Raw genomic sequence first — 24,329 nt, 5'->3', positions numbered from 1 at the left:
ACGCACCATTCTCCATGACAAGACCCTGCATGACCGGCCAGGCAAGCCTCGCTTGGGCATGTTCGACATTTTTGGGAGTTCGGGTGAACCTGGAAACTAAGTGGTTGGAAGATTTCGTTGCGCTGTCCAATACCCGCAGCTTCTCCACCTCGGCTCGCCTGCGACACGTTACCCAGCCTGCGTTCAGTCGCCGCATCCGTGCGCTTGAACAGGCCGTGGGCACTACGCTGGTCGACCGCTCGACGACCCCGGTCAGTCTGACGCCGGAGGGCCAGCTGTTCCTGGTCACCGCGCGCAACCTGACAGAGCAGCTGTCAGAGTGTCTCGCCCACCTGCGCGGGCTGGGCATGGCCAACGAGACCCTGGATATCGCGGCCGCGCATTCGCTGGCGCTGGCCTTCTTCCCCAAGTGGATCTCGCGTCTCCAGCAGGGCCTGGGGGAGTTGCCGACACGCCTGTCCGCGATGAATGTCGGCGACGCCATTCACTCGTTGCGCGAAGGCAACTGCGACTTGATGCTCGCCTATTACGACCCTTACGCCAGCATGCAGCTGGACGCCGAGGCCTTCCCGTCCTTCTCGGTCGCCAAGGTCAACATGCTGCCGGTATGCGTGCCGCTGGAGAATGGCGAACCCCGCTTCCCGCTGACCGGGCAGAGCGAGACCAGCCAGGATGCGATTCCCCTGCTGTCCTATACCCAGGGCGCATTTCTGGGCCGTAGCGTGAAGATGCTTCTGAAGAATGATCCGCTGCGCCTGCGCCTGCGCACCGTCTATGAGATGGCGATGGCCGAGGGCCTCAAGGGCATGGCCCTGCAGGGCGTCGGCATGGCGTGGATTCCGGATTTCTGCATTCGCGATGAGCTGGAAAGCGGCAAGCTGGTGCGCGCGGGCAACGAGGCGTGGGATATCCCGCTGGAGATTCGTCTCTATCGTTGCTCCCTTGTCCACAAGCCCGGCATCGACAAGCTGTGGAAGCAGCTGATGAATCTGCCGCGAGATTTCCTCGAAGCCTGAGTCTGAGTGTTGCAGGCGAAGACAAAGACAAAGGCGAAGACAAAAGAAAGCCAGGTGTCTTGTGATGAAAACGGCAGCCCCTTGGGCTGCCGTTTTCGTTGTGCTGATGCAGGGAAGTGTGCGCGCCTGCATAGGCCGTTTCGAGTAGTCAGAAACTGCTTTGGCCTGCATGCAGGCCGAGGAAATTCTGAATGATGAAGAAGTGGTCCTCGAAGAGAGTGTCGGGCTCCAGATCCGCCAGCGCGACCCAGCGTGCCTGCTCCTCGTTCTCGCCGCCGCCGCTTCTGAGCTTGGGAAGCTGCTGCTCCGGGCGCAGGGCGAAGTAGAAGGCCTCTGCCAGGGTGCGTCCGCGCCAGCTGCGATGCGGCGCGTCAAACAGACGCTGTCCGCGCAGAGAGCCACGCAGGACTGGTTCCGGCACCTTGAGGCGCACACGCTCCTTGAGCTCACGCAGACAGGCATCCAGCAGGCGCTCCTGGGGTTGCACGAAGCCGCCAGGCAGGGCGTAAAGCCCCTTGCCGGGTGCCGCGCGCCGCGTGGTGAGCAGCACATGGCCGGACTGCACCACCACGGCGTTGACCGTGATGAACAGTGGCGGGTAGGGCGCATCGCTCCAGGCGGCGCGATATTGCTCCAGCAGGCGACGTTCCTCGACCAACCCTTGCCACGCGGTCTCATCCAGGAAGCCATGCAGGTGCTGAGCCACCGGCGGTGGCAGCAGCTCCAGTCCCTCATTGTCCAGCCAATCCTCGGCGCGGGCGCGCTCGGTGAAGATGACCTCACGAATACGGCTGGCCTCCATCCCCTCGCGCAGCGGCACCGCTACCGACTCCCACTGCGGGAAGAGGCTCAGGTAGTAGCTTGACTGGCTGTTGCTGTCACGACGATTGGCACCGATCAGCGCGATTCTCGGCATCCGGTTGGCCTGCGGACGCGCGATATCGCGTACCTTGCGCTGCACATCACGTACCCAGACATCGTCGTTGTAGAGGGCATCCAGCAACGGCACGATTTCCAGGCGCGCATTGTCGGCATCGTCAAAGCAACTGCGGATCATGCGCGTGCGTTCAGAGAAGGTGAACGGGTTGCGCAGTGAACGTGCCTGCCAGGCAGAACCGACCAGCACGATGACCTGCCGCGCGAGGCGCAGGGCCTCTTCCATCACGGCAACATGGCCATGGTGCACGGGCTGGAAGCGACCGATGAAGACCAGGCAATCGTACTGGGTGTCGGCGATCGCGTGAGAATCCTGAGTGCGAAGCGTTGCAGCGGGTGCAGAGGGCAACGTTGTCGTCGAAGGCATGATGAGCTCCGTGGCAGGCAGGATGGGACGGCGTATGAGGCGCTTGCCCAGTGAGATTCCGCTAGCGTATCAGATTATGTGCATGCGCCGAACGGCTCGCCATTCACTCTCGTCTGGTAAGGGTTGTTCAAAAGTTTATCCCGTTATCTTGCTGAAAGAATCTCCATAACCCAGCAACTTCTCAGTCTTCGGGGCGTGGGAAGGCCGTTGCGGTAAAGGAGAGACGCCAAAGAGGAGAAGAGGGAAGGAGGAAGGAAAGGGAAAGGGAAAAGTGAACAAGCGCGAATGCACAAACCGAGACAACGCCGACCAGCAATGACGCTGACGAGCGTTGTCTCGGTTTGTGGCAGGCCCAGGCGGGCCTGCCGGGCGCCGATCAGGATGCCTTGGCGGTCAGCACGTCGGTGATCCACTCGACGACCTTGTCGCCCTGGGCATTGACGCAGACGTCGACCAGCGGCGTTTGGGACCACTGATTGCCGAGGAATTCGCGACCCTCAGGGGCGAACAGCGTCTGACCTTCGGACAGGCCTTCGACTTCGACATTCAGGTGGCCGCGCTCGGTAGTGAACAGCTCCGGCTTCATCAGCCAGGCGAGGGCGCAGCTGTCGTGCGGGCAGCAACCATCGATGCCGCGCGCTTCCTGATAGAAGGCCTTGTAGAACTGATAGCTGCCGGACAGCACTTCGCCGAGTGCGCCTTGCGCGACACGGATGCGCTCGACATGGGCCGGAGACAGCACGCAGCGGTGCGTCGCATCGAGACCGACCATGGTCAGCGGCCAGCCGGCGGTCAGCACCTTGGCGGCGGCATGCGGGTCATTGAAGATGTTGGCTTCGGCGACCGGTGAGACGTTGCCGCCTTCACGGATGGAACCGCCCATGATGACGACCTGCTTGACCTTGCTGATGATGCTCGGGTCCAGCTGCAGTGCGGTAGCCAGATTGCCCAGCGGGCCGACGGCGACGAGGGTGATCTCGCCAGGACGCGCATTGACCTGCTCGACGATGAACTGCGGTGCGCTGATGGACAGCGCCTTGCCCTTGGGCTCCGGGATCTCCATGTTGCCCAGGCCATTGGCGCCGTGGATGTGCGCCGGCGCCGGGAACTTGTCCTTGACCAGCGGCTGGGCAGCGCCCTGGGCGACCGGAATCTCCTGACCCGCCAGTTCGCCCAGCAGCAGGGCGTTGGAGGTGGCCGTCTCGATGGTGACGTTGCCGAAGGTGGTGGTCATGCCGAGGAATTCGATGTCCGGATGCGCCAGACAGATGGCAATCGCCTGGGCATCATCCACGCCCGGATCGGTATCAAAGATAATCGGTGTTTTCATGCTGACCTCGTGAAAGAAGTGACCTGCAATAGAGGGCGTTACGCCGACAAGGTGCCCATGAGGTGACACGGGCACGGCACGGGCCACGTGGTGGTGGCCCGTGCAGGTAGCTCAGTTGTTCAGTTGCTCAGGACGTCGAGCGTCGGCCATTCGGCCAGGGCAGCGGCGACATCACTGGCCAGCGGAATGCTCGGCGCTGCGCCTTCGCGGCTCACGCACAAAGCAGAGGCGGTGCTGGCACGACGCAGGCTTTCCTCGATGCTCTGGCCTTCGATCTGGCTTGCCAGGTAATAGCCGATGAAGGTGTCGCCTGCTGCAGTGGTGTCCACGGCATTGACGCGGTGCGCCGGCAGCTGGATGCGCTGTTCCCCCAGCTGGTAGCAGACGCCTTCGCTGCCCAGGGTCATCACCACTTCGGTGTCAGGCAGGCGAGTGTGCAGCGCGGCGAGCAGGGTGGCGACAGGCGCACTTTCTTCCAGCTCGACCAGCTGTGCCGCTTCACCGCGATTGAGGAACAGCACCTGGCAGTGTTCCAGCGGCAGGCGCAGGACATCAGCGCCCATCGGGGCCGGATTGAACGCGATCTTCATGCCCTTGGCGTGCGCCAGCTCGATGACCTTGCCCAGCGCGTTGCACTCATTTTGCAGCAGCAGCCAATCTCCCTGCGTCACGCCGGAGAACAGCGTCGCGAGATGTTCATCGGTGAAGCCGTGGTTGGCGCCCGGATGCAGAATGATGCTGTTCTCGGCGTGGTCGTCCACCTGGATGATGGCGTGGCCACTGGCGCTGGCGCTCAGCTCGACCTGCGAGGTGATGACACCGGCGCTTTCCAGCGGCTCAAGTGCCCAGCGATCACTGTTGCCAAGGCGGCCCCAGTGCGTGACGTCGCCTCCGGCGCGCGCAAGTGCGAGCGACTGGTTGGCACCCTTGCCACCCAGTACCTGACGGTAGGAGAGACTCGCCAGGGTTTCACCCGGTCGTACCAGGTGAGGTACCCGATAGACGTGATCGATATTGATAGAACCGTAGTTGTAAAGCATGCAGCCTCCTTGGGGTCGAGCATCCTAGCAAAGCCTTGGCCGCCTGTCCCCAGTCGTATCACCAAGGTCTGACCTTCAGGTCATGTTTAAGCGTTGAAGCTATTAGCCTCTTGGAACGCAAGAGAAAGTGCATACTTCCTGTCATCTCGCTGGATTCAGGATAGTCGCCCATGTCGGAGTCGAAGCAACCCGCCGTCACGATCAAGAAGTGGGTCTGGCGAGCGCTCTTCACCAGTACCATGATTCCGTTGCTGTTGGTCGAGACCGCCCTGGTGGCGGTGTATTTCGTGTCCAATGACGAGATTCGTGATGCCAACCTCAATTACCTGCAATCCCAGTCGAGCAGTGAGCTCAACCTGGCGATGCTGCGGGAGGCCAAGTCACTCAGCCAGCAGCTGGAGCATGTTCAGAACCTGTCGCGCGGGCTCGGTGCCCAGGCAGGCGAACTGGCCATGGGCGACACCGGTACCGGGGTAGCGGCGCGCGAGGTTGCCCGTCACGCAAGCCTGCCCAGCGGTGTCTGGGCCAGTCAGCAGACGGCGGACAATCAAGGCAGCGGCTTCTATCCCGCCTTGCCAGGCCTCGAGCAGGACATCCCCATGGCGCTGCGCATGACGGCGGTCGACCCGATCATGCGCAGTGTCGTGTCCTCGCACTCGGCCGTAGTGCAGTCCTTCGTCACGATGGCCGACTGCTATGTCCGCCTTTTCCCCTATGTCGATCTGGCCTCGCTGGTGCCAGCCGACCACGACTGTCGTGACTTCTCCTTCTTCTATCTGGCCGCGCCAGAGGCAAATCCCTCGCGAAACACCATCTGGACCGACATCTACGAAGACCCGGCCGGCAATGGCTGGATGACGTCGGCCGTCAGTCCTTTCTATTCCGAGCAAGGCGAATTTCTCGGCGTCGCCGGCGTCGACATGACCCTGGACGTGATCGTCAATCAGGTGCTGGCGATGGAGCTGCCCTGGCAAGGCTTCGCGATGCTGTTCGATGCCGAGGGGCGCTCACTCGCCGTCCCGCGCGCCGGTGAGCAGTTGTTGTCGCTGCTGCCGCTGGAGATTCCCGATGCCAATGACCTCCAGGAAGAGGATGTCATTCGGCCCGCCCAGCTGGAGCTGAAAGGTCATGAGGTCTTCAAGAGACTCGCGCCCCGTATCCTCGAGCAGCGGCGTGGCCTGGAGAGCGTCAGTGTGGCAGGTGCACCCTACAAGGTGGCGTGGGAGCGCTTGCCGGGCAATGGCTGGATCATGTTGAGCATGGTCGAGGAGAGTGCCGTCTTCTTTCGTACCGCCGAGATCGGGCGTAACTTCCAGCTGGTCGGCATGGCGCTGGTCGGTGGCCTGATCCTGTTCTATTTCACCTTCTTCATTCTCATGAGCTGGCGCACGCACCACATCAGCCGTCGCCTTTCGGTGCCGCTGGCCGAGCTGCGTGAGCGACTGCATCGCATCGGCATGGGCGCGGAAGTCGAGTCCGCGGGTGGCAGTGGCATCGTCGAGCTGGATGATGCCAACGCCACCGCCGAAGAGATGTACCAGCGGCTGCGCCAGACGCAGAGGGAATTGCAGTCCAGCGAGCGTCGCTTGCTGGATTCCCTCGAAGCCAGTGGCGATAGCCTGTGGGAAATGGACATTCCTGAGCGCATCGTCCAGATCCATCCCAATCTCTGGAAGATGCTCGGCGCTTCGGGCCACGAGCCGTTGGCGATGCGCGAAATGGACTTCGATCGCTTGATTCACCCGGAGGATCTCGAGCAGGTACATGCGCTCAGACACAAGATCATCACTACCTATGGCGAAAGCTGTGAGTGCCAGTACCGGATGCGTGCGCCGCAGGAAGAGGACCTTCAGCAGATCGAGGCGATGGGAATGAACGAGGCAGGCATGGCGGACGCCACAGGCAAGGCTGGCGACAAGTTCCTGCAACAGCGGAGCCTGAGCGCTGACGATGACGGTGAGCATGAGGACGGCGAACGAGCGAGCGGCACCCGGTGGGTACTGTTGAGCTCACGCGGTCGTGTGGTGTCGTGGGACGCTGAAGGCAACGCCCTCAAGGCGGCGGGCATGCATATCCGCATCCGCTGACGCCAGGCCACTCATAAGAAGCCCCCGACTCGGCGCATATGCCGGTTCGGGGGCTTTTTTCGTGACGTGCCTATCACACTTGCCACTCAGCGTCAGTGGCTGTCACCGCGAGGTTGAGGCCGTGTCAGGCGTGTTCGCTCAGGAATGTCTCGATATTGGCCAGACTGAGATCGAGCATGTTCTGGCGCGCCTCCTGGCTGATCCAGGCATTGTGGGGCGTGACGATCAGGTTCAAGGGCGCACTCGCCGAATGGTGCTGGCTTTCCAGGGCCGAGAGCAGCGAGTGGCCTTCACGTGGCGGCTCCTCCGGCAGGCTATCCACCGCCAGGCCGCCGAGCTGTCCGGTGGCCAGTGCCTCCAGGGCTGCGTCCTCGTCGATGATGCCCCCGCGGGCGCAATTGACCAGCAGTGCACCGGGCTTCATGGCGGCGAGCGCCTGCTCATCGATCAGATGCTGCGTCTCTGGGGTCAGCGGGCAGTGCAGGCTGATGGCGTCAGCCTGGGGCAGCAGGCTTTCCAGCGCGGGGCGCTCGGCGGTGGGGGCGGTGCCCGGACGGGCGGCAAAGGTCACGCGCATGCCGAACGCCTCGGCCAGCCTGCCCACCGCAGTGCCCAGCTCCCCCTTGCCGATGATGACCAGATGCTTGCCGGACAGCTGCACCACGGGGCGGCCCATCAGGCAGAAGGTCGCGCTGCGTTGCCACTCGCCCGCGGCGATGTCGGTCTGGTATTCCGGCAGGCGGCCTGCCAGTGCCAGCAGCAGCATCCAGGTGTGCTGCGCCACCGAATGAGTGCCATAGGCATTGACGTTCATGACCCGAATGCCGCGTGCTTCGGCGGCCGCCATGTCGATATTGTTGGTGCCGGTCGCCATCACCGCGATCAGCTTGAGGGTCGGTAGCTCATCCATGTGGTGCGCCTCGATGCGTACCTTGTTGACCAGCACGATGGGGGCACCGCTCAGCCGTGGCACCACTTCCTCGGGCGCGGTCGCGTCATGGCAAACCAATCCTTCCAGGCGGGCCTCGAGGCGCGAGAAGTCCAGTCCGTCACCGACGGAGCCGGCATCTAGCATGACGGCCTGCGGGGCGCTGGTGGACGAGGCAGGTTCACACTGAGAGGAAGCGGGCGTGGAAGAATGAGAGGGAGACTGCGCAGTACGATCGTGATCGGACATAGGTGCCTCATGATGGCGTAGGAAGATAGATAGGAAGACAGAAAGGCTGGCCCGGAAATGACGAGTACGTAGCGTCTGGGCCGGTTTGTGCTTGGGTGTTGCCCCGCACGGGGCCGAGCACGCTATAATGTGCCCCTTTCGCTTTGACTTGAAAGCCGCTCAACTGGCCTTATTGTAGGCGTCTCTTGCTGGTGCTTGCGAAAGCTCTCATGTTGGGGCCGCAGGTGCGCTGAACGCAAGACGCGCCGCAAGGCATAACATTGTCATGGTTCACGGTGCTCAGACAGCCCCGTGACCAGTATTGTCAGGAAAGAAAACCATGCCGATCTATGAATACCACTGCAAGGCCTGTGGCCATCGGATGGACAAGTTGCAGAAGATCAGCGCTGCGCCGCTGACGGAGTGCCCGGAATGCAAGACGGACCAGCTCGAGAAGCTGGTCTCCGCCGCCGGGTTCCGTCTGGCAGGCAGTGGCTGGTACGAGACGGATTTCAAGTCCGGCAGCAAGAAGAATCTGGCCGGTGGTAGCGACAGCACCGCCTGACACAGCTGGGATAGTGCGTCAGGCATCAGCGTGATGAGGGTCAAGGGCGCCCAGCGGGTACCCTTGACCCTCATCGCCAACGGCAGGCCCTCTGAGACAGATGCGCATCAGCGCGTCGATCATGAATTTGAGCAACAAGGAATCAACATGCGCAGCCACTATTGCGGCAAACTGAACGAGACCCTGATCGATCAGGATGTCACTCTGTGCGGGTGGGTGCACCGCCGTCGCGACCACGGTGGCGTCATCTTCCTCGACATGCGCGACCGTGATGGCATCGCCCAGATCGTCGTCGATCCGGACACCGTCGATGCCTTCGCCACTGCCGACAAGGCGCGCAGCGAGTTCGTGCTGCGTATCAAGGGCCGTATCCGTCTGCGCCCGGAAGGCACCCAGAACCCGAACATGCCGACAGGCATGATCGAAGTGCTGGCCAAGGACGTCGAAGTGCTCAACACCGCACAGACGCCGCCGTTCCAGCTCGACGACCACAACAAGGTCGGTGAGGAAGTTCGCCTCAAGTATCGTTATGTCGACCTGCGTCGTCCCGACATGATCGAGAAGCTGCGTCTGCGCTCGCGCATCACTCACAGCGTGCGCGCCCAGCTCGAAGCCCTGGGCTTCCTCGACATCGAAACCCCGATCCTGACACGTGCCACGCCGGAAGGCGCACGTGACTATCTGGTGCCGAGCCGCACCTACGCCGGCAGCTTCTTCGCACTGCCGCAGTCTCCGCAGCTGTTCAAGCAGCTGCTGATGGTCGCCGGTGTCGATCGTTACTACCAGATCGCCAAATGCTTCCGTGATGAAGACCTGCGTGCTGACCGTCAGCCGGAGTTCACCCAGATCGACCTCGAAGCCAGCTTCGTCGACGAGCAGGACATCATGGGCATGACCGAGACCATGATCCGTGGCCTCTACAAGGAAGTGCTCGATGTCGAGCTGGGCGACTTCCCGACCATGCCGTACTCCGAGGCCATCAGCCGCTTCGGTTCCGACAAGCCGGACCTGCGCATCCCGTTGGAACTGGTCGATGTCGATGACCTGATGAGCGGCGTGGACTTCAAGGTCTTCTCCGGTCCGGCCAAGGACGACAAGGGCCGTGTCGCCGCACTGCGTGTCCCGGGCGGTGCCAGCCTGTCACGCAAGGAAATCGACGCCTACACCAAGTTCGTCGGCATCTACGGTGCCAAGGGCCTGGCGTGGATCAAGGTCAACGAACGTGCCAAGGGCATCGAGGGTCTGCAGTCGCCGATCGTCAAGTTCATGGAAGACGTCGTGGATGAAGTGCTGGACCGCTGTGGCGCCGTCGATGGCGACATCGTGTTCTTCGGCGCTGACAAGGCCAACATCGTGGCCGAGGCCATCGGTGCGCTGCGCGTCAAGCTGGGTGAAGACCTCAACCTCTACACCCGCGAGTGGGCACCGCTGTGGGTCGTCGACTTCCCGATGTTCGAAGCCGATGCCAACGGCCGCCTGAGCGCGTTGCACCACCCGTTCACCGCGCCGTCCTGCACGCCGGAAGAGCTCAAGGCCAACCCGGAAGCGGCACTGTCTCGCGCCTACGACATGGTCATCAACGGCACCGAGCTGGGTGGCGGCTCCATCCGTATCCACGATCAGGCCATGCAGCGTACCGTGTTCGAAGTGCTGGGCATCGGTGAAGAAGAAGCGGAAGAGAAGTTCGGCTTCCTCCTCGACGCCCTGAAGTTCGGCGCGCCGCCCCATGGTGGTCTGGCCTTCGGTCTCGACCGTCTGGTGATGCTGATGACCGGTGCCAAGACCATTCGTGAAGTGATTGCCTTCCCGAAAACCCAGAGCGCCGGCTGCATGATGACCGACGCCCCGGGCGTGGTCAGCGGTGAGCAGCTCAAGGAGCTGAACATCCGTCTGCGTCAGAAGGTCAAGGTCGAGGACGAAAGCGGTCAGGCCTGATTCAGCGGCGCATGACCGAGAGAGTGACTGGTGGGGCTGTCTGGACTGATTTGATCAGACAAGGGCGGTTCCGCGGTGGCAGGTTTGCCCCTTTGGCCTGGTAGGCAAAGGGGCGAGCAAGCCCGACAAGGCGGTGCGAGACTGTTTGCTGGCGTTCACGTCAGGCCATGACAGTGTCGCACCGCCTTTTTTGTGGCATGGTGGCTGGTTATATACACAGTAAGGGCGATGGCGCGATGACGACAGCGAAGACGCAAGGTGTGAGAAGCGAGGCGGCAGCATGATCATTCTTGGCATCGACCCGGGCTCACGTCTGACCGGGTATGGGGTATTGGATGCCTCTGCGGCTCAGCCTCGCTATGTGGACAGTGGCTGCATTCGCATGTCACAGGTCAGCCTGGATCAGCGCCTGGCGCAGATCTATGCCGGTATCAGCGAGGTGATCGCCCTGCATCGCCCCGCGGAATTCGCCATCGAGCAGGTCTTCATGTCCAAGAACGCCGATTCGGCGCTCAAGCTAGGCCAGGCGCGCGGGGCTGCCATCGTGTGTGCGGCCAATCACGGCTTGCCGGTGTTCGAATATGGGCCGCGGCAGATCAAGCAGGCCGTGACCGGTACCGGTGCCGCCGAGAAGTCCCAGGTGCAGCATATGGTCACGCATACGCTCAAGCTCTCCGCCACGCCGCAGGCCGATGCCGCCGATGCGCTGGCCATTGCCCTGACGCATTGTTTCGCGCGTCGACGCCTGACGCCCGGCAATGATCAGCTGGAAGCCTTGGGGTTGGGGAATACCAGTCGACGCAAGGGAACTCGCGTGCGACGTAGCAGCAGTTGGCGAGACTTCGAGCCCGACGCCTGACATGCCGCTGAGCGACAAATACGGTATTGTGCTCAATTAATAGCGATTTTTCAGTCACTTGTAGAGTGTCTGCCGAGCCTGACAGCAGCCGATTGCGTGATGCGCCAAGCCGCGTGGCATCAGGCTTCGTGCCATCACCCAAGGTATGACTGTCAGAAAGATGCGACAAATTCGTCGTGACACTGGGACATGCCGCCTACGCTTCATCTTTGGTAGGCTTGCCCGCATTGTAACAATCCGTGCAGAGAATCGGGTCTGCGAGCAGCACGATCCCACCGAACACGTTCTCTGCCGAGCAAGGACAGCCGCAACATGATTGGACGCCTGACCGGGACATTGCTGGAAAAACAACCGCCGCAGCTGGTGCTTGATGTACAGGGTGTCGGTTATGAACTGGAAGCTTCGATGAACACCCTGTTGGGCTTGCCGTCCGTGGGCGAACATTGCCAGCTCTACACCCACCTGGTGGTGCGCGAAGACGCGCAGTTGCTGTATGGCTTCGGCAAGGAGCCCGAGCGTCGTCTGTTCCGTGAATTGATCAAGATCTCCGGTGTCGGTCCGCGACTGGCGCTAGCGATTCTGTCGGGAATGGAGCAGTCCGATTTCATTCGCTGTGTTCACGATGAAGACAGCCGGGCGCTGACACGATTGCCGGGCGTCGGCAAGAAGACGGCGGATCGCCTGATCATCGAGATGCGTGATCGCCTCAAGCATTGGACGCTGCCGTCGGATGATGGGCTGGATGAAATGGCGCGTGCCTCCCAGCCGCAACCGCCGGTCACCCATCCTCTGGCGGATGCCGAAGCCGCGCTGGTATCTCTGGGCTACAAGCCTGTCGAGGCGGCCAAGATGCTCTCCGGGCTCGAGACCGGTGCCTCCACGGAAGCGCTCATCAAGGCGGCGCTGGCGCGCAAGATGGCCAGCTGAAGCCCCGCCAGGGCAGCAAACATGCGCCCTATAGTTTCCGTGAAGGAAACGGCGCATCGTGATTGGATTTATTGACTAGGGGTTGGCAGGTTACTGGGGTAGAAAGTGCGCGCTTGAACGCAGATGCGCTAGATCGTTGCACCGCCCTGGCAAACCTTGCCACCTGCCACTGACGCACGTTCATGGCCCATGACCCGCGTCATGTGCGTGACCTGCGTCATCAGGAGTTGAGCAAGCATCATGATGGAGTCGGACCGACTGATCTCCGCGGCGACGCATGATCCGGAAGAGCGGATCGATCGCGCCAACCGGCCACGCACGCTGAGTGACTACATCGGACAGCCCATCGTCCGCGAGCAGATGGAAATCTTCATCAGTGCCGCGCGAGGACGAGGCGATAGTCTGGATCACACCCTGGTCTTCGGCCCGCCCGGTCTCGGCAAGACGACGCTGGCGCATATCATCGCCAGCGAGATGAGTGTCGATATCAAGTCGACCTCCGGGCCGGTGCTGGAACGGGCAGGGGACCTGGCAGCGATGCTGACCAACCTGCAGGAAGGCGATGTCCTGTTCATCGACGAGATTCACCGCCTGTCACCGGCCGTCGAGGAAGTGCTCTATCCGGCGATGGAAGATTATCAGCTCGACATCATGATCGGTGAAGGCCCCGCGGCCCGCTCGATCAAGCTTGAGCTGCCACGATTCACCCTGGTGGGCGCGACGACGCGTGCAGGACTGCTGACGGCGCCGCTGCGCGATCGCTTCGGCATCGTCCAACGCCTCGAGTTCTACGATATCGAGTCACTCACCGACATCGTGGCGCGCAGTGCCAGGCTTTCCGGCATGGAAGTCGAGATGGAAGGGGCGCTGGAGATTGCGCGTCGCTCCCGCGGCACGCCGCGTATCGCCAATCGCCTGCTGCGCCGGGTGCGTGACTTCGCCGAAGTGCGCTCGGATGGTCGCTTGACGCTGGAAGTGGCCGACAAGGCGCTCAACATGCTCAATGTCGACAGCCACGGCCTGGATCACATGGACCGTCGACTGCTGCTGGCGATGATCGAGAAGTTCGATGGCGGGCCGGTCGGGGTCGATTCACTGGCGGCGGCCATCGGGGAAGAGCGCGATACCATCGAGGATGTGCTGGAGCCCTACCTGATTCAGCAGGGCTTCATGATGCGCACGGCGCGTGGGCGACTGGTCACGCGCTCGGCCTATCTGCACTTCGGGATCACCCCACGTGAAGAGCAGGCGCGCCTGGGACAGGAAGGAAATGACGCGTCATGACATCTGAAGACGCAGGAAATACGTTGAAGGGTGAAGCTGCATGTTTTCACCACACTGTGCGCGTCTACATCGAGGATACTGATGCCGGTGGCATCGTCTACTACGTGAATTATCTGCGCTTCATGGAGCGCGCGCGCAGTGAATGGTTGCGAGCGAAGGGCTTCACGCAGCAAGCCTTGCTTGAAAAAGGCATTCAGTTGGTAGTACACAGTGTAACAAATCGTTATCTTCGTCCTGCGCATCTGGATGACCTGCTGACCGTGACGGCAACGGCAGGCGCCTTGCGCGGTGCACGCTTGACGTTCACCCAGCAGGCGCTGCGCGGTGAGCAGATCTTGAGCGAAGCGGAAGTCGTGATCGCTTGCGTCGATGCCACGACCTTGCGCCCCAGACGCTGGCCCGGGGAATTGCTTGCGGCTCTTGAGGTCTGAGATCGCAAGGCGCAGATGAGGCCGCTGCCAGTCAGGTGCCGAGACGCCTGGCTGATGAACAGATTATTTATCGTGTCACTGATTGACGGTGGCACAGACTGAACCAAGTAAAGAGGGATTTCCGTGGAAGATTCGATGTCGATCATTTCGCTGTTCGTGAACGCCAGTCTGGTCGTTCAGGCAGTCATGTTGCTGTTGCTGGCAGCTTCCATTGCATCCTGGGTGGTGATCTTTCAGCGCGGGATGGCATTGTCCCGTGCCAAGCAGGCTTACGCGGCCTTTGAAAAGCGCTTCTGGTCCGGGGTCGACCTCAATCACCTCTATCGTGAATTGCCGACGGATGAAGAATCCACCCCGGGAGCCTCTGGCGTCTTCCGTGCCGGCTTCCGCGAGTACAGCCGCCTCAAGCCCAAGTCCAGCAATGCCGATGCGGTGATGGACGGTGTGCAACGCAGCATGCGCGTCACGCTGTCACGTGAAGAAGAGCGCCTGAACATTCACCTGCCGTTTCTGGCCACGGTCAGCTCCGTCAGCCCCTATGTCGGCCTGTTCGGTACCGTGTGGGGCATCATGGGCTCCTTCCAGGCACTGGGTACGGCTCAGCAGGCAACTCTGACCACCGTCGCCCCCTGGATTGCCGAAGCACTGGTCGCGACTGCCATGGGCCTGTTCGCGGCAATCCCGGCCGTCATCTTCTACAACCGTCTGGCCAGCCGTGCTGATCAGCTGCTGGGTCGCTATGAAGACTTCGCCGAAGAACTTCACTCCATTCTGCATCGTAATCTGCACGGTCGTGGCAGCAACGACGCTTGAAGGGAGGCGAGTCAATGAAAGGACCGTATAGCAGAGGCCACAAGCGCAAGCTGTCCTCCGAGATCAATGTGGTGCCCTTCATCGACGTCATGTTGGTGTTGCTGGTCATCTTCATGATCACCGCGCCGATGATGACGCAGGGGGTTCAGGTCGAATTGCCCAAGGTCACCTCCAAGCCGATCGACAATCCCGATGATGTGACGCCATTGATCGTCTCGCTGGACGATAGCGGCAATTACTACATCGATCTGGGGTCGGATGAAGACAAGCGCACGCCGGTGGCACTGGATGAACTGGGCAGCAAGGTCGCGTCCATCGTGGCCGAGAAGCCCAAGACGCCCGTGCTGGTCAAGGGTGCCAAGACGGCGCCCTACGGCGATGTCATGGGGCTGATGAGCACGCTGCAGGGTGCCGGTGTCCCCAATGTCGGGCTGATTTCAGAACCACCGACCGAGGGCTGATGGATGAGTCAGCCAGAGATAGAACAGCGGGTCGGGTTGGGATTGCCTGTGGTGCTGGCCGTTGGCCTGCACCTAGGCATCCTGATTCTGACTCTGGTGAGTTGGCCAGAATCCGAACCGGAGAAGACCAACACCACCATCGTCAACGCGACACTGGTCAGTACCGAGACCACGACCAATCAGGCCCAGCAGGCGAAGTCCAGCAAGGCGCGTGATGCGGCCGAAGAATCCGATCAGCGCCAGAGCGCCAAGGAAGAGGCGGCCAGAGAGGCAGAGCTTGCAGCGGAACAGCAACGCAGCGCCGCCGAGGAAAAGGCGGCTGCCCAGAAGGTGCAACAGCAAAAGGCGGCTGAGCAGGCCAAGGCAGCGAAGCAGTTGAAGGCTGAGCAGGCGGCGGCCGAAAAGGCCAAGGCAGAAGCGGCCAGGCGTGCAGAGGAAGCCAAGGCGATTGCTCTTGATCGCAAGAAAGCCGAAGCGGAAAAGCAGGCCAAGGCCGATGCCTTGAAGAAGGCGGAAGCCGAGAAGGCTGCCAAGGCCAAGGCGGATGCCGAAAAGGCCGCCAAGGAAAAAGCCGCAGAAGAAGCGCGCAAGAAAGCCGAAGCAGAGAAGGCGGCCAAGGCCAAGGCAGACGCTGAAGCCAAGAAGGCGGAAGCCGAAAAGGCAGCCAAGGCCAAGGCAGCAGCGGAGAAGGCCGAGAAGGAAAAGGCGGCCAAGGCGGCAGCCGACAAGGCCGCCAAGGAGAAGGCAGCCAAGGCCAAGGCGGCGGAAGAAGCGCGCAAGAAGGCAGCCGCTGAAGCCGCACGTCAGAAGGCACTTGCCGAGAAAGCGGCGCAGGCCTCTGCCGGTTCGCTGGATAGCCTGATAGACAATGAAAGCGACGCCATCAGCGGCGCCAAACAGGCCGCTCAGGCTGCCAACAGCTTCGAGAACCTGCTCAAGAAGTATGTCGGACAAAATTGGAATCGGCCCTCGGGCTCTGTTCCCGGTATGACGGTCACGCTGAGAGTGTCATTGTTGCCGACAGGCGAATTGGTAACGGCAGCGGTCAGCAAGAGCAGTGGTAACGCCGCCTTTGATCGCTCCGCGATTCAGGCGATCCAGAAAGCCGCGCCGTTTACCGAGATGCAGGACCTGCCGGCTGGCGCCAAGAGCCAGTTCCGAAACTTCAACCTGTACTTCAATCCAGAGGACCTGGGCCGATGAGACGATTGACCGCATGGATGATGGCAGCCGCCTTGCTGGCAGTGACCAGCATGGCAAGAGCTGACCTGACCATCGAGATCACCAAGGGCAATGACAGCGCCACACCTATCGCTGTCGTGCCGTTCGAGAATCTGACCGGGGGAAGTCTGCCGCAGGACCTCGCACGCATCATCTCCGATGACCTGGCGCGCAGTGGCCAGTTCGACCCGATCAAGCGCGACAATCTGATCGCGTTGCCGGGCACGACGCAGGACGTCTTCGTCAATGACTGGAAGCGTCTGGGGGCCAGTTACCTCGTGGTGGGTCAGGTAAAGACGGCCAGCAATGGCGGTTATAGCATCCAGTATGAGCTGATGGATGTGCTGGGCAACAAGCGCATGCTTGGCGAAGTCATCACCGGAAGCAATGGTGAGCTGCGCGCGCGCGGCCATTATATGAGCGATGAAATATTTGAGGAAATCACTGGAATTCGCGGTGCTTTCTCGACAAAAATCGCATACATTACCGCCAATGGTGTTGGCGACAATATTCGTTTTGCCCTGTACGTGGCGGATTCAGATGGCCACAATAGTCAGGAGATTCTGGCCTCCGATGAACCGATCATGTCACCGGCATGGTCGCCGGATGGCAAGAAGCTGGCCTATGTCAGTTTTGAAGCCGAACGTCCCGCTATCTATGTGCAGGAACTGGGCAGTGGTCGTCGTGCAAAACTGACAGGTTTCCGAGGCATCAATGGTGCCCCGGCCTGGTCGCCGGACGGACGTAAACTGGCAATGGCCTTGTCAAAGGATGGCCAGCCGGAAATCTATGTGATGGATATTGCCAGCCGTCAGTTCCAGCGTCTGACCAACAATCCTGCGATCGATACCGAGCCGGATTGGTTGCCGGATGGCAGCGGTATGGTGTTCACCTCTGATCGTGCAGGCTCCCCACAGATCTATCGTCTTGATCTGTCCGGCGGCACGGAACGTGTGACATATACCGGCAATTACAACTCCCGCGGGCGCATCTCACCCGATGGAGAGAACCTGTTCATGATCAACCGCGCAGGCAACGGTTATCAGGTTGCCAAGCAAGATCTGAAGAGCGGTCGGGTTACCTCCCTGACCGATACTCAGTGGGATGAATCACCAAGTGTTGCGCCGAATGGCACTATGGTGATATATGCCACTCAGCAAGGAACCCGCGGGGTCCTGGGCCAGGTGTCGGCAGACGGAAGGGCACAATTCTCCCTGCCGTCAGCACAAGGCGACGTGCGTGAACCTGCGTGGTCGCCGTTCCTGAACTAAACCACTAGAATGCAACTGAGCCACCAAGAAAGGCTTGGCATTCGTACCCATTAGAGCAAGGAGTTTCACAATGCAGTTCACCCCGTATGCAAAAGGTCTGTTGGTTGCCCTGTCCCTGAGCGTCATGGCAGGTTGTTCCAGCAGCGGCGGCGCTCAGGACGGCGACATGGATTCAGCCAACAGCGGTGCGAACACTGCCGGCATGAACACTGGTGCCAACAGCAACGCCAATCAGATGAGCAACGCCACCATGCCTGACGTGCGTACCATCTACTTCGCCTTCAACAAGGACACCATCCGTCCTGAGTTCGAAAGCGTCCTGATGGGTCACGCTCAGTACCTGAAAGCCAACACCAGCGCCAATGTCGTTCTGGAAGGCCACGCTGATGAGCGCGGTACTCGTGAATACAACCTGGGTCTGGGCGAGCGTCGTGCCAAGTCTGTCGCACGCTTCCTGACTGTCCAGGGCGTGTCTCCGTCACAGATCGAGATCGTCTCCTACGGTGAAGAGCGTCCGGCAGTCCAGGGCCACGGCGAGTCTTCCTATGCCAAGAACCGTCGTGTGGTCTTCGACTACTAAGTACGGTTCATCTCCGCGACTCTTCAATGAGGCGCGGAGACGCTAGAAACTTGTGTTGAGCTGGCCCGGGCAAGAGGCGTGACCTTGAACCCCGGGCTTGCTTGCGCGATACCATGATGATTCGGCGGAGCCGACAGCATGAAACACAGCCTGAAAGGGTTGTTCGGTGCGGGAGCCTTGTTGCTCCCGTTGTCCGTTTTGGCCGCACCGACGGTCGAGGACCTCACTGGGCAATCAAACTCGCTCTATCAGCAGGCCAATACTCGTTTGAGTGGCGGCGGCACCCTGACCCTTCTCAATCAACTCGACGAACAGGCACAGGAAATTGCCCGACTTCGCGGCCGGATCGATGAGCTGGAATACCAGTTCAAGCGCCTGACCGAGATGTCACAGCAACGCTACCTGGATCTGGAACAGCGGGTTTCTGGCGGCGCTTCCGCCGGGGAGAACGGTCAGGTTGTCGATTCACAGGCAGCAACGGCAGTCACTGGCGGCGCAAGTGCCGGTGGTGCAGCCAGCACCAATGGCGCCAGCAATGCCGACAGCGGTGCAGCTGCCCAGAAGGATTACGAGAATGCCTTCGCCAAGGTGCAGTCTCGCGACTTCGACGGTGCCATTGTCGCCTTTGAAGCCTTCGTGGTCGACCATGGGGATTCCAACCTCGCAGCCAATGCCCATTACTGGCTGGGCGAGCTGTATTCGGCCAAGAACCAGCTGGATGCTTCTGCCCAGGCCTTCGACACCGTGATCAGCGAATTCTCGCAATCCAGCAAGGTGCCGGATGCGATGTACAAGCTGGGTCTGGTCAAGGCGCGTCAAGGCAAGGCGCAGGAAAGTCGCTCCTTGCTCGAGAAGCTGGTCCAGCAGTATCCGGACAGCAAGGCTGGCACCATGGCCAAGGACTTCCTGTCCTCCGGCGCCTGAGTGCCCGTGGCCATTGGCCACCTGTATTCCCCAAAGCCCGCGCTTGGTATTCTACCAGGTGCGGGCTTTGTGTTATGTGGCGCTCGGCGCCTCATGCCATCGGCAGGCAACCCGGGCGCGCTTCATGTGGCCGAGCAAGTAATAATGTCGGTGAAGAGACAGTGACTCTCATCGGCGGTTGACGACAGATCTCAGACAGGGATATCACCATGGCAGAGTGCAAGATCGACTATCAGGCCCCGGACGACATGCTGAAAGGGCGGATCATTCTGGTGACCGGGGCGGGGTCCGGCATTGGGCGTGAAGCGGCAGTCGAATACGCGCGCCATGGGGCGACGGTGATATTGCTGGGCAGAACCATTGCCAAGCTGGAAGAAGTCTACGACGAGATCGAGGCATTGGGGGCACCACAACCGGCCATCTATCCGCTCAACTTCGAAGGGGCATCCCTCAAGGATTATCAGCAGATGGCTGATACCCTGCACAGCGAGTTCGGTCGTCTGGATGGCCTGCTGCACAACGCGAGCCTGCTGGGCAAGATCACTCCGTTCGAGCAGTATGATCCGGCGCTGTGGGAGCAGGTCATGCAGGTCAATATCAATGGCCCTATCTGGATGGTCCAGGCATTGCTACCGTTGCTCAAGGCCTCGAAGGATGCCTCCGTCGTGCTGACAAGCTCCAGTGTCGGGCGCAAGGGGCGTGCCTTCTGGGGCGCCTACAGTGTCTCCAAGTTCGCTACGGAAGGCTTCTCGCAGATGTTGGCTCAGGAACTGGAGAATACCAGCCAGGTGCGCGTCAATACGCTCAATCCCGGTGGGACGCGAACCCCGATGCGCAAGTCGGCGTTTCCGGCCGAAGACCCCGATACCCTGCGTACGCCCGCCGACATCATGCCGACCTATCTGTGGTTGATGGGGCCGGACAGTCGTGGTCATACCGGCGAGATGTTCGACGCTCAGCCGCCGAAAGTCTGAGCCATTGTCAGCTGTCATCTCCTCACTGGATGACGAGGGACGCCGCCAGGCGGGTCAGTCGCCATACCCCGCAACAAGAACGCCGACGGCATTGGCCGTCGGCGTTCTTGTGTCTAGCTGTTTGTTTCTAGCGGCTTGTGTCTATCTTCTGATATTCATCTGCGCATCACTCGCTCGTGGGGGCTGGTTTGTGCGAGCTTCGTGCGAGCTGTGTCCGTGTCGCTCGGTCAGCGCAGGTCTGCTGCCCGCAACGCGGCATTGATGACTTCTTCCGAGGTGTCAAACCACACATCGGCAGGCCAGGCGTCTACATCGTCGCCTTCGCGGACATAACCGTAGCGCACCGCGACCGCCAGCATGCCCGCCGCGCGCGCCGCCTGCATGTCACGGCCGTGATCCCCCAGATACCAGCATTCGGAGGCGTCGACACCGAGGCAGCGTGCCGCCTCCCACAGCGGCTCTGGATGCGGCTTCTTGACCGGCAGGTCATCGGCACACAGCAGGCAGCCGGGCGTGAGCTCGAGCGCGGCGATCAGCGGCTCGGCGAACTGACGGGGCTTGTTGGTCACGATGCCCCACGGCAGGCCTGCGCGCTGACAGATCTCGATCAGGGCGTCATAGCCCGGGAACAGCACACTGTGAGCCGCGACATCACGGGCATAGAATTCCAGTAGGCGAGTGCGCTCGCTGGCATGCTCGGGGTGATCGAGCTCATGGCCTAGGGCCAGGGTCACCAGAGCGCTGCCACCATGCGAGACTTCGGCGCGAATCACGTCGTAGTCCAGCGCCGGCAGGGTGTGATGCTGACGCAGCTCATTGGTGGCGCGCGCCAGGTCTGGCGCGGTGTCCACCAGGGTGCCATCGAGATCGAAGATCAAGGCGGCGGGACGAGGTAGCGCTGCCGGCAGGCTCACGCAAGCTCTTCCTCGGTCGGGCGACGCGTGTGCATCAGATAGTTGACGGTCAGGTCGGAGGAATTCAGGCGATATTTGCGCGTCAGCGGGTTGTAGGTCATGCCGGTGGAGCCTTCCATCTTGAGGCCCGCATCGCGGGTCCAGCGACCCAGCTCGGCCGGACGGATGAACTTGCGATACTCGTGTGTGCCACGCGGCAGCATCTGCAGCACATATTCCGCGCCGAGAATCGCGAAGGCATACGCCTTGGGATTGCGGTTGATGGTCGAGAAGAACACCATGCCGCCGGGCTTGACCAGCCGTGCGCAGGCCGCGATCACCGAGGATGGGTCCGGCACGTGCTCGAGCATTTCCAGACAGGTGACGACGTCGAACTGGCCGGCCATCTCTTCTGCGGCGGCTTCGGCGGTGGTCTGGCGATAGTCCACCTCGACACCGGACTCCAGCTGATGCAGGCGGGCAACGGACAGCGGCGCCTCACCCATGTCGATGCCCGTCACCTGGGCGCCACGATGCGCCATGGCTTCGGAGAGAATGCCGCCGCCGCAGCCGACGTCGATCACTCGCTTGCCTGCCAGGCCAGCGTGGGTGTCGATATAGTCGACCCGCAACGGATTGATGTCATGCAGCGGCTTGAATTCACTGTCACGGTCCCACCAGCGACTGGCCAATGCCGAGAACTTGGCGATCTCGCTGGCATCGACATTGCCCAGATGGTCCTGGGGCTGGGCATCTTGCTGGGTGTCGTTATCGCTCATCTTTGCATCCTTACCGTTACGGAAGTGCTGTTCGGGAAGTGGCAGGCCTGTACAGGCACCTTACCCTCGGGCACGATTCCACCATTCTAATCCGACTGCCGTCGCGGGTCAGCGTCCAGCGCAAAAAACTCATCATGACGGGCACTTGCGTTACGATGGGGCGGGGCGTCGCGCCACGCGCGATGACCAGTCGTCATTATTGTCATGTAGCAACGGGGAGTGGTCATGAGCCTGGTTCCGATTCGCTGGGTAAGCCAGCAAGAGTGTGCGTCGCGGGAAGAAGACACGGCAGGCACCCCGCCCGATGCCAGCGCTGACGTCACTCATGATGTCACTTCTGATATCACTCAGCCGGCGGTGAAGCTTGCACTGCTCGACCAGCGCCTGCTGCCGGGTGAGACCCGCGAGGTGCTGCTCGAGGATGCACGCGGGGTCGCGACTGCCATTACCGACATGGTGGTCCGCGGTGCACCGGCCATCGGGATCGCCGCCGCCTATGGCGTGGCGCTGGAGGCTTTCGTCATCAACCGCGAGGGCGGAGTCTGGCAGTCACGCCTGGCCAGCGCCTGTGATGTGCTGGCTGCCTCGCGCCCGACAGCGGTCAACCTGTTCTGGGCGTTGGATCGCATGCGCACGGTGATTGCCGCACACGCCACCCGGTCGCAGGCCCCGTATGAGGCCTTGCTGAAGGAGGCCGTGCGCATTCATGAGCAGGATCTGGACGACAATCTGCGCATGGCCGAGTTTGGCGCTCAGGTGATTGCGGCCTCTCTCTCGCAATGCGAGACGCGGTGCGAGGTCATGACCCACTGCAATACCGGCGCGCTGGCCACCGGCGGCCACGGCACGGCGTTGGGCGTGATTCGTACCGCCTACGCCCAGGGCATTCTCGGCCGTGTGCATGTCAACGAGACGCGTCCCTGGTGGCAAGGCTCTCGCCTGACGGCGTGGGAGCTGGTGCAGGAGAAGATTCCCGCGCGTCTGGCCGTGGAAGGCGCAGCCTCGCTGATCATGCAGCAGGGTGTCCGGACGCCGGAAGGGGTGCGCTGGTTGATCGTCGGCGCGGACCGCATTGCCGCCAACGGCGACACGGCCAACAAGATCGGTACCTTCTCGCTGGCCGTTCAGGCGCGCGCCCACGGCATCAAGGTCATGGTGGTGGCCCCGCTGGCCACCTTCGATGGCAGCCTGGCCAGTGGCGCGGACATCCCCATCGAGACGCGCGACGCCGCCGAGCTGCGCGAGGCGGGCGGTCGTCAGATCGCGCCGCAGGATATCGATGTCTTCAATCCGGTCTTTGATGTCACACCGCATGAGTATATTGATGCCATCGTCACCGAACATGGCGTGGTAGAGTCGCCCGATAGCGACAGTGTCGGTGCGCTGCTCGGGCGCGCCATGCGCCGCTGATGGCGTTTCACAGGGTGGTAGCGTTTACCAAGCCTCGGATAGTGCAGGAATTTCGCACTCCTTGATCAAACTGGCATAATCTCTGCCTATGATGAAGGATGGTCGTTGATTGGCTTCGACGACAGTAACCCGGTGGAGGTCCTTCGACGGGCTTCACCACGACATAGACACAAGGAAGACGCTACATGATACGCAAGGCTGTTCTGCCTGTTGCCGGTCTCGGCACACGTTGCCTCCCGGCCTCCAAGGCCATCCCCAAGGAAATGATCACCATCGTCGACAAGCCGGTGATCCAATATGTGGTGGAAGAAGCGGTCGCAGCCGGTATCAAGGAAATCGTGCTGGTCACCCATTCCAGCAAGAATGCCATCGAGAACCACTTCGACAAGCACTTCGAGCTGGAAACCACCCTGGAAGCCAAGGGCAAGCTCGAGCTGCTCGAACAGCTGCGTAACATCATCCCGGATGACGTCAAGATCATCAGCGTGCGCCAGCCGGAGCCGCTGGGCCTGGGCCACGCCGTGCTGTGTGCCAAGCCGATCGTCGGTGATGAGCCGTTCATCGTCATGTTGCCGGACGTGCTGGTCGATGGCGAAGGGCTCGAGAAGAATGACCTGGCGCGCATGATGGAGGCCTACGAAGCCACCAACGCCGCCCAGATCATGGTCGAGAATGTCCCGCAGGACATGGCCTACAAGTACGGTATCGTCGCGATCGACGGTGACACGCCGGAAGCCGGCAAGTCCGCCCTGATCAATGGCATGGTCGAAAAGCCGGCCCCGGGCACCGAGCCGTCGACCCTGGCGGTCATCGGCCGTTATCTGTTGCCGGGCCGTATCTTCGAGCTTCTGGAGAACACTCCGCCGGGCGCGGGTGGTGAGATCCAGCTGACCGATGCTATCGACACCCTGCGTGACGACAAGGCCGTCGCGGCCTACCGCATGGCCGGTGATACCTACGATTGCGGCCACCAGCTGGGCTATCTTGAAGCGACTCTTTCCTTCGCCAAGCGTCACCCGACCTTCGGTGAAGGCTTCCGCGAGCTGCTGACTCGCTACCAGGAGAAATAA

General features: G+C 61.4%; 23 protein-coding genes. 17 read left to right on the top strand and 6 right to left on the bottom strand.

The genetic code is table 11. The features are described from left to right. Positions 1–83: 83 nt before the first annotated feature. Positions 84–1,016, top strand: a complete 933-nt coding sequence (locus AOG28_RS12890; RefSeq protein WP_054556694.1) for a LysR substrate-binding domain-containing protein — start codon at positions 84–86, stop codon at positions 1,014–1,016. 148 nt (positions 1,017–1,164) lie between these two features. On the opposite strand, the gene AOG28_RS12885 is transcribed toward AOG28_RS12890, so the two are convergent. From AOG28_RS12885 to AOG28_RS12875, 3 genes are all read right to left on the bottom strand, one after another. After that, positions 1,165–2,319 (bottom strand): bifunctional nicotinamide-nucleotide adenylyltransferase/Nudix hydroxylase, encoded by a 1,155-nt coding sequence (locus AOG28_RS12885; RefSeq protein ID WP_082388770.1) that lies wholly within the window; start codon positions 2,317–2,319, stop codon positions 1,165–1,167. A 376-nt stretch (positions 2,320–2,695) separates the two neighbouring features. Continuing rightward, complete coding sequence (locus tag AOG28_RS12880; protein WP_054556693.1) at positions 2,696–3,649, bottom strand: nucleoside hydrolase; 954 nt, start codon at positions 3,647–3,649, stop codon at positions 2,696–2,698. Positions 3,650–3,768: 119 nt separating this feature from the next. Next, the gene (locus AOG28_RS12875; RefSeq protein ID WP_054556692.1) at positions 3,769–4,689 is read right to left on the bottom strand and encodes a ribokinase; all 921 of its coding nucleotides are present in this window, start codon (positions 4,687–4,689) and stop codon (positions 3,769–3,771) included. A 170-nt stretch (positions 4,690–4,859) separates the two neighbouring features. Here AOG28_RS12875 and AOG28_RS12870 point away from each other — a divergent pair, with 170 nt between their 5' ends. Further along, on the top strand, positions 4,860–6,776 hold the full coding sequence (locus tag AOG28_RS12870) for a PDC sensor domain-containing protein (protein ID WP_054556691.1): 1,917 nt from the start codon (positions 4,860–4,862) through the stop codon (positions 6,774–6,776). A gap of 124 nt (positions 6,777–6,900) precedes the next feature. On the opposite strand, the gene AOG28_RS12865 is transcribed toward AOG28_RS12870, so the two are convergent. Beyond that, positions 6,901–7,953 carry a D-2-hydroxyacid dehydrogenase gene (locus AOG28_RS12865; RefSeq protein WP_082388769.1) on the bottom strand — a complete coding sequence of 351 codons (1,053 nt, stop codon included), beginning with the start codon at positions 7,951–7,953 and terminating at the stop codon, positions 6,901–6,903. Positions 7,954–8,272: 319 nt separating this feature from the next. Between AOG28_RS12865 and AOG28_RS12860 the strand changes: the two genes are divergently transcribed. The 13 genes from AOG28_RS12860 to AOG28_RS12800 all read left to right on the top strand — a co-directional run bounded on the left by AOG28_RS12860 (position 8,273) and on the right by AOG28_RS12800 (position 20,177). Next, the gene (locus tag AOG28_RS12860; protein ID WP_043333602.1) at positions 8,273–8,497 is read left to right on the top strand and encodes an FmdB family zinc ribbon protein; all 225 of its coding nucleotides are present in this window, start codon (positions 8,273–8,275) and stop codon (positions 8,495–8,497) included. Positions 8,498–8,644: 147 nt separating this feature from the next. Then, on the top strand, positions 8,645–10,432 hold the full coding sequence (gene aspS, locus AOG28_RS12855; protein ID WP_043333603.1) for an aspartate--tRNA ligase: 1,788 nt from the start codon (positions 8,645–8,647) through the stop codon (positions 10,430–10,432). Between the two features lie 280 nt (positions 10,433–10,712). Then, on the top strand, positions 10,713–11,291 hold the full coding sequence (gene ruvC, locus AOG28_RS12850; RefSeq protein WP_054556690.1) for a crossover junction endodeoxyribonuclease RuvC: 579 nt from the start codon (positions 10,713–10,715) through the stop codon (positions 11,289–11,291). Between the two features lie 312 nt (positions 11,292–11,603). After that, on the top strand, positions 11,604–12,218 hold the full coding sequence (gene ruvA, locus AOG28_RS12845) for a Holliday junction branch migration protein RuvA (protein ID WP_054556689.1): 615 nt from the start codon (positions 11,604–11,606) through the stop codon (positions 12,216–12,218). A gap of 240 nt (positions 12,219–12,458) precedes the next feature. Next, on the top strand, positions 12,459–13,502 hold the full coding sequence (gene ruvB / locus AOG28_RS12840) for a Holliday junction branch migration DNA helicase RuvB (RefSeq protein ID WP_043333609.1): 1,044 nt from the start codon (positions 12,459–12,461) through the stop codon (positions 13,500–13,502). Then, a complete protein-coding gene (ybgC, locus tag AOG28_RS12835; RefSeq protein ID WP_054556688.1) occupies positions 13,499–13,933 on the top strand; it encodes a tol-pal system-associated acyl-CoA thioesterase in 435 nt (144 codons plus the stop codon). Before ruvB ends, ybgC begins: the two co-directional genes overlap by 4 nt. Positions 13,934–14,068: 135 nt before the next feature. Next, the gene (gene tolQ, locus AOG28_RS12830; protein ID WP_054556734.1) at positions 14,069–14,746 is read left to right on the top strand and encodes a protein TolQ; all 678 of its coding nucleotides are present in this window, start codon (positions 14,069–14,071) and stop codon (positions 14,744–14,746) included. A 14-nt stretch (positions 14,747–14,760) separates the two neighbouring features. Further along, positions 14,761–15,207 (top strand): protein TolR, encoded by a 447-nt coding sequence (gene tolR, locus AOG28_RS12825; protein WP_054556687.1) that lies wholly within the window; start codon positions 14,761–14,763, stop codon positions 15,205–15,207. Positions 15,208–15,210: 3 nt separating this feature from the next. Next, positions 15,211–16,410, top strand: coding sequence for a cell envelope integrity protein TolA (gene tolA, locus AOG28_RS12820; RefSeq protein ID WP_082388768.1), 1,200 nt, complete (start codon positions 15,211–15,213; stop codon positions 16,408–16,410). Then, positions 16,407–17,699 carry a Tol-Pal system beta propeller repeat protein TolB gene (tolB, locus tag AOG28_RS12815; protein WP_054556685.1) on the top strand — a complete coding sequence of 431 codons (1,293 nt, stop codon included), beginning with the start codon at positions 16,407–16,409 and terminating at the stop codon, positions 17,697–17,699. Before tolA ends, tolB begins: the two co-directional genes overlap by 4 nt. A gap of 70 nt (positions 17,700–17,769) precedes the next feature. After that, positions 17,770–18,279 carry a peptidoglycan-associated lipoprotein Pal gene (gene pal / locus AOG28_RS12810; protein ID WP_054556684.1) on the top strand — a complete coding sequence of 170 codons (510 nt, stop codon included), beginning with the start codon at positions 17,770–17,772 and terminating at the stop codon, positions 18,277–18,279. Between the two features lie 138 nt (positions 18,280–18,417). Further along, on the top strand, positions 18,418–19,203 hold the full coding sequence (ybgF, locus tag AOG28_RS12805) for a tol-pal system protein YbgF (protein ID WP_054556683.1): 786 nt from the start codon (positions 18,418–18,420) through the stop codon (positions 19,201–19,203). Positions 19,204–19,412: 209 nt separating this feature from the next. Continuing rightward, a complete protein-coding gene (locus AOG28_RS12800) occupies positions 19,413–20,177 on the top strand; it encodes a YciK family oxidoreductase (RefSeq protein WP_054556682.1) in 765 nt (254 codons plus the stop codon). A 227-nt stretch (positions 20,178–20,404) separates the two neighbouring features. On the opposite strand, the gene AOG28_RS12795 is transcribed toward AOG28_RS12800, so the two are convergent. Together AOG28_RS12795 and ubiG are read right to left on the bottom strand one after the other, a co-directional pair. After that, positions 20,405–21,085, bottom strand: coding sequence for an HAD-IA family hydrolase (locus AOG28_RS12795; RefSeq protein WP_054556733.1), 681 nt, complete (start codon positions 21,083–21,085; stop codon positions 20,405–20,407). Positions 21,086–21,087: 2 nt separating this feature from the next. Next, positions 21,088–21,849: a bifunctional 2-polyprenyl-6-hydroxyphenol methylase/3-demethylubiquinol 3-O-methyltransferase UbiG gene (gene ubiG / locus AOG28_RS12790; protein WP_197738737.1), complete on the bottom strand. Its 762-nt coding sequence runs from the start codon at positions 21,847–21,849 to the stop codon at positions 21,088–21,090. Between the two features lie 225 nt (positions 21,850–22,074). Between ubiG and mtnA the strand changes: the two genes are divergently transcribed. Together mtnA and galU are read left to right on the top strand one after the other, a co-directional pair. Further along, a complete protein-coding gene (gene mtnA, locus AOG28_RS12785; RefSeq protein WP_082388766.1) occupies positions 22,075–23,259 on the top strand; it encodes an S-methyl-5-thioribose-1-phosphate isomerase in 1,185 nt (394 codons plus the stop codon). 185 nt (positions 23,260–23,444) lie between these two features. After that, positions 23,445–24,329, top strand: a complete 885-nt coding sequence (gene galU, locus AOG28_RS12780) for a UTP--glucose-1-phosphate uridylyltransferase GalU (protein WP_054556681.1) — start codon at positions 23,445–23,447, stop codon at positions 24,327–24,329.

This window comes from Cobetia sp. UCD-24C, from assembly GCF_001306765.1.
Lineage (GTDB): Bacteria > Pseudomonadota > Gammaproteobacteria > Pseudomonadales > Halomonadaceae > Cobetia > Cobetia amphilecti.
Note: the sequence above shows the minus strand (reverse complement) of the source record. Positions and strands in the feature narration are given on the sequence as shown.